This is a genomic window from Bacillus sp. sid0103, from assembly GCF_019219025.1.
Genome location: NZ_JAHUWN010000069.1, coordinates 1 through 5120 on the forward strand (window position 1 = coordinate 1; position 5120 = coordinate 5120).

At 36.6% G+C, this 5120-nt stretch carries 6 protein-coding genes; all 6 read right to left on the minus strand.

Annotated elements, in window-relative coordinates; genetic code table 11:
• Window positions 1-373: 373 nt before the first annotated feature.
• The 6 genes from KW850_RS32215 to KW850_RS32240 all read right to left on the minus strand — a co-directional run bounded on the left by KW850_RS32215 (window position 374) and on the right by KW850_RS32240 (window position 5077).
• Window positions 374-871, minus strand: coding sequence for a DinB family protein (locus tag KW850_RS32215; RefSeq protein ID WP_218351668.1), 498 nt, complete (start codon window positions 869-871; stop codon window positions 374-376).
• A gap of 289 nt (window positions 872-1160) precedes the next feature.
• Complete coding sequence (locus KW850_RS32220; RefSeq protein WP_308128893.1) at window positions 1161-1505, minus strand: RDD family protein; 345 nt, start codon at window positions 1503-1505, stop codon at window positions 1161-1163.
• 229 nt (window positions 1506-1734) lie between these two features.
• Window positions 1735-2352 (minus strand): DUF7010 family protein, encoded by a 618-nt coding sequence (locus tag KW850_RS32225; protein ID WP_308128894.1) that lies wholly within the window; start codon window positions 2350-2352, stop codon window positions 1735-1737.
• A 412-nt stretch (window positions 2353-2764) separates the two neighbouring features.
• Window positions 2765-3202, minus strand: coding sequence for a VOC family protein (locus tag KW850_RS32230; RefSeq protein ID WP_093274033.1), 438 nt, complete (start codon window positions 3200-3202; stop codon window positions 2765-2767).
• 384 nt (window positions 3203-3586) lie between these two features.
• A complete protein-coding gene (locus KW850_RS32235; protein WP_218351670.1) occupies window positions 3587-3796 on the minus strand; it encodes a hypothetical protein in 210 nt (69 codons plus the stop codon).
• A gap of 237 nt (window positions 3797-4033) precedes the next feature.
• Window positions 4034-5077 (minus strand): alpha/beta fold hydrolase, encoded by a 1044-nt coding sequence (locus KW850_RS32240; protein WP_218351671.1) that lies wholly within the window; start codon window positions 5075-5077, stop codon window positions 4034-4036.
• Window positions 5078-5120: the final 43 nt, after the last annotated feature.

Below are 5120 nucleotides of genomic sequence, written 5' to 3' on the forward strand. Positions count from 1 at the left end.
GCTTAAAGACTAATGTTACCATTAGCCCTCCAAGACTCGCTACGAGCGAATGGCTAGTTCTTACTCGGCGGGAATCCCACCCGCTATATGATACGACCTAGGCTCGGCCGCACAACTGCTCCGTTAGCTTAAGTACAATCCTTCACAATCTCATCGATAAATACCCAAATTTTATTTAAACTGATCCTCCACAATCTGGCCCAATTCATAAAGAAAGACGCAATTCTTACAGAATAGCGCCCGATTCTTGAATATCATTTTTGTTATAATGAATATAAAAACGGATTCAGTGCGCAAACTGAGTTAAAAAATGAAATAAATTCTGATAGTACAAAAAACCGGCAGGCGCCGGCTTTTTTGCATCATGACGATATCAGCTCTTTTGAGCATTCATTGCTTCCCATTCTTCTTTGCTAGGACCATATACGCCAGGAACTTTCAAGTCAGCTTGTCTCATAAGGACAGTCAATTGTCCGCGATGATGAGCCTGATGTTGAATTAGCAGACGGAAAACAGCTTGAACTGGCATGTCCATTCCAAATAAATTCACCATTTTGTTCATTTTTTCATCTGAAACCTGTTCAGAAAATGCTTGTGTTAACCGCTGACTTACTGTTTTGTAGGTCTCGCTGATTTCAGCAGCTGATTTCGGTGCCTCTTTTTGAAGATCAGGAATCTCAAATTTTAATCCAACCTGTGAAGGAAAGTAGTAAGCTGCTCCAGTAATGTGCCAAGCCAGGCTTCCAATGCTGTATAATCTTGGAGAAACTTCCTGATTCAACGATTCATCCGTCAGCACATCCAGCACTTTTTGGGTAACAGCTGCTTCTTGTTTCCATTCGTTTAAGAAATCATTTACTGATGTAAACATTCCATTCCCTCCTTAAATTAGCAAATCCTTCATTTATTAAACAAGCCTTTCAAATTCATTGTATCATGTTCAGCTAACCATCCGCTTCTCTCAAAGGCATATTAATCGAAGGATATTTTGCTATTCTTGTAAAACCCTATTCAACAATCTGGTCCTTAAAATAAAGAAAGAGCACAATTCTTGCAACAGAAATGCGCCCGATAATGGAAGAACGAAAATATTATTAAAGGCTATTGAGTCCATTAACCTTATTGACTAGAGTTTTAGCTATATAAGCACCTTATTATAATCAGCGCACTACTTCTGTTCCTGCTATCCAGTCATAAACATTTTTCCTTTTTTTATTTGTGAGTGGAATTATTAGATATAAAAATATTACAAGATTAACAGCATATAGAATCACATAAACTGTAAACTCAGAAAAGTCTGTTGGAAGCATTAATCTCCATATACCGAAGTGAGCAACCTCCCAAGGAAAAAACTTGATAGCTGTTCGAAAAGCTGAGCGACCGATTCCAATGCGCTGACCGACACAGTCAACAACACGGATACCCATTTTTCTCTTCCCCAATGTTCCCTGCCATTTAGAACATTCACATAAAATAAAATAAAGCGTAACTGGCAACGTCATCATAAAAAAACCTGTTAGTTCAGCTTTTACTGGGGAACCTGAAAAAAGGGGTTTAAAAATGATCGAAATACTAAAGAAATGCCACCTATAAAAATACCATATATAACGATTACTAGATAATCTAATAAGGAAGCGTAAATACGGAATTTAAATGGCGCATAAGACATAGTATGATCAGCTCCTCTATTTCCGTCTCATGATCTCCCAAAAAACAACTCCTCACCAAATATATTTATTTCGGAATGATACCTAACAATCTTCTACCTATTAACCATATTGCCAGACTAGTTCCCCATAAGATCAAAGCAGAGCCAAAGCCCACTACAGACATAAATGCATTTATTTGATATTCCCCCAGCGTAACCTTCTCAGGTACAAACAGTAATGTAATAATAGCAAGTAAACAAAGGAGTGTACCCGTAAAATAATAGATTCTTACTCGGAAAAGATGGGCCAATGGAAGAAAATGAACACCGACAATAATAGCGATTATGAGAGGTATAAGTTCAGAATGACGAGTAGCGTTACATACAGCAATCGTGATGAATATAGCCAAACCCTCGGCCGCGAAAATAATGTTAAACCAAAACATCGTACGATTCCCACGCCTAAAATCTGTTTTTGAAACCTGATTCGTTAATTCCCGTGATGCACGTATTAATGAAACACCGCAGATGAACAGAACTATACATATGGTAATAGCAGCAATTAACAACAATGGAACTCCCCAGCCGTTTAATCCCATAATCCCTGTATACGCCCACAGAGTTCCAAAAAACGCCATGAAAAATATGCCAACTGCCGATCCACGAACTGCGGCTCTAGGAATAGTACTTGATGCATGTGTCACAAATAAAAATCTCCTTTCACCTATGTATTTGTTCATTACAACCACTTGTTTGTTTACATTTGCTTTAGGCGGTTCATTGGCGAAAAAGCCCTCTATACCTTTATATATTTACATTTATATTTATATTCAGGCCGGCAAATTTCTGAACTATTCTGCTCGCCCCTTATCTCAAATACCTTTTTCAACTATATGGACCAATACACGAAAAAGAACGCGTTATTAAATAAACGCGCCCGTTTGTGGAATATTGGAAAATGTGAAAAAGCTACAAAAATGGCACCTCAGTTATTTTACTAAAGCACCCGTTTGTGGAAGATCCGTGCTGGATGTTTTATTAAACAAAAGCACCCGATAGTTTAAGAAGAAATCTTTAAAGTTGGAGATCTAAATCATTTCAAGTCCCATTCAATATTTATCTGATTTTCTCCGCCAACTCTAAAATAATTCCCTCTGGACCACGAACGTAACATAACTTATAACTTTCTTCATATTGCTGTATCTCACTAAAGATTTCCGTGCCCTTCTTTTTCAATTTTGCAACAATAGCTTCAATATCTTCAACAGCAAAGCAAATATGTCGGATACCCAGCGTATTTGCAAAAGGTTGCTGAATATCTTTTTCATCTGACGGCGTATAAAATTTGACTAGCTCTATCCATGCCTGACCATCTGGCATCCCCAATCCTACACATGCCGTTTTAACATCATTAAGCCCAACTATTCTGTCCAACTGTTCTCCATCCAATTCCCATTCCGCTTGCACTTCAAGTCCTAAATCAAGAAAAAACGCTTTAGCCTCTGAAAGATCATTTACGTTTATACTCACATGATCTATTCTATTGATCTTCATATCTCATACCTCCTATGTTCCTGTTATTTTCAATACCTGTATTCGTGTAAGGTTTGTTTGAAATTCTAATTCGCTTAAAACAGGAAAATATCCTTCTTCAACAAATCTGCCCCTTTAGCACAATAAGAAAACGGGATCACAGCAGCCATCCTATCTTTAACATAAGGCACTCGTTAGTTCAACAAGGATTCTATCTTTCCCAACCATCAGGAACCAAAAGCCATAATGCTGGGACTAAACATTCAATATAATTATCACTCGCACCTGTTAGTTTAAGATGGAATATTCGACTAAACCTCCACTTTAGTGAAATCCACTTTTATCCCCCCATAAAATAAAAATAGTGCCAACTTAGAAATTGGCACTTCGTTTATTCCCTATACTTTATCGTGTCGCTTTTGGCGGTTGGCACACGTCACATTTACGTTGGTTATTATTTTTAAATTTCGTTAATGTTTTTTCAAAGTTGCTACCACATGCACATTTAAATAGTAACTTTTGAGAAAAACCGTTATATTCCGTCGTTAGCAACTTACTTTCCGAATTGTTCTCAACAAATTCTTTTATTTTTCCAATCGTCCATCGTTTATTCATTCTCTTACACCTCCATATTTTATCGCTATGCGGAGGCTTTTCTTGGCATCCGTTCAATTATAAGTAAAAGTAGTAATTATCCTAAGTTACTCATTATAACATGAGATAGCACTCAATTAAACAGACGGAAGGTATCTTATTAAGCTAAACTGACCATTAGTTCAATAAGAAAAGCTGCCTTAATGACAGCCCCGATCTTCAACTCTTGCACACGTTAGCGGAATACTTTATTCTTACTTATTGATTTATTAAAAAAGATAATACTTTATCAATAAAATTTTCTGGCTCCTCTAAGTAAGGGAAATGAGCACTGTTATTAAAGATAATTAAGTCACTATTCATAAGGTTTCTATGAATTAGATTCGAAATCGGTAAACCTGCATTTCTATCTTGTGCTCCTGTGATTATTAATGTACTTTGTTGAATATCCTTAAGGCGTTCAGTCAAAGGGACTTGTGGAGGATTTTTTTGTAATACTTTTAACATTTTCCCTGTATTTACCATATTACTTTCTTTTGTTAAGCGTCGGTACAGTTTGGCAATATTTTGGTCTTCGAAAAATAAACGATCCACTGTCTCGGAATCAACAAATTCCCATATTTTAAAGTATTTTTCCTCAATAGAATCCTGCTGACTAAGAATCTGTTCAATGGTACTTGCTAAATTCGAATCTGCAATTGACATAAAACCAGCAATTTGTATTAAGTATTGAGTTTTTAAACCAATTAAGCTAGGGCTTGAAAGTATAATTTTATTAATTTGATTTGGAAGAGCGTGCGAAATTTCAAGTGCCAATTCCCCGCCAAATGAATAACCAAACAAGTCAACTTTTTCAAACCCTGTCCATTCTTGTATTTCCTTAAAATCATTAATCAACGCTTGAAAAGTATATGACTTTTCCGAATTAGGACTCCCACTTCTTCCACATCCACGTTGTTCATAATAAATTATAGTTCTTTCTTTGGAGAGCATAGGACCAATTGTTCGTTCGAAAAAGTACAAATTCCCGCCAGGACCTCCGTGAATAATAAATAAAGGTATAGTATTATTTTCTTGCCCCTCAACTTTTATCCAATGGGGAATACCATTTATCTCAACTCTGTATTCTCCGTTTTCTAGTTTCATAAAATCCCCCATTTTTATATCAGTATAAGAATCATAATATAAATTCGCCTTTTGGTTAAAAATTCCTTCTTGAACTAGTTGAGTAGAAGAGAACCTCTCTACCTCGCGGTAGATTGTGTTTCTCCCCCCTCGCAGAACCGTGCTTGCGCTATTCACGCACACGGCTCCTCCTAGTTATCATTCACAAGATGTAGCTAAT

What these genes read in the sequence shown, in the direction of transcription:
- KW850_RS32215 (WP_218351668.1), bottom strand. Translation starts at nt 871, where the DNA reads ATGTTTACATCAGTAAATGATTTCTTAAACGAATGGAAACAAGAAGCA.
- KW850_RS32220 (WP_308128893.1), bottom strand. Translation starts at nt 1,505, where the DNA reads ATGATGACGTTGCCAGTTACGCTTTATTTTATTTTATGTGAATGTTCT.
- KW850_RS32230 (WP_093274033.1), bottom strand. Translation starts at nt 3,202, where the DNA reads ATGAAGATCAATAGAATAGATCATGTGAGTATAAACGTAAATGATCTT.
- KW850_RS32235 (WP_218351670.1), bottom strand. Translation starts at nt 3,796, where the DNA reads ATGAATAAACGATGGACGATTGGAAAAATAAAAGAATTTGTTGAGAAC.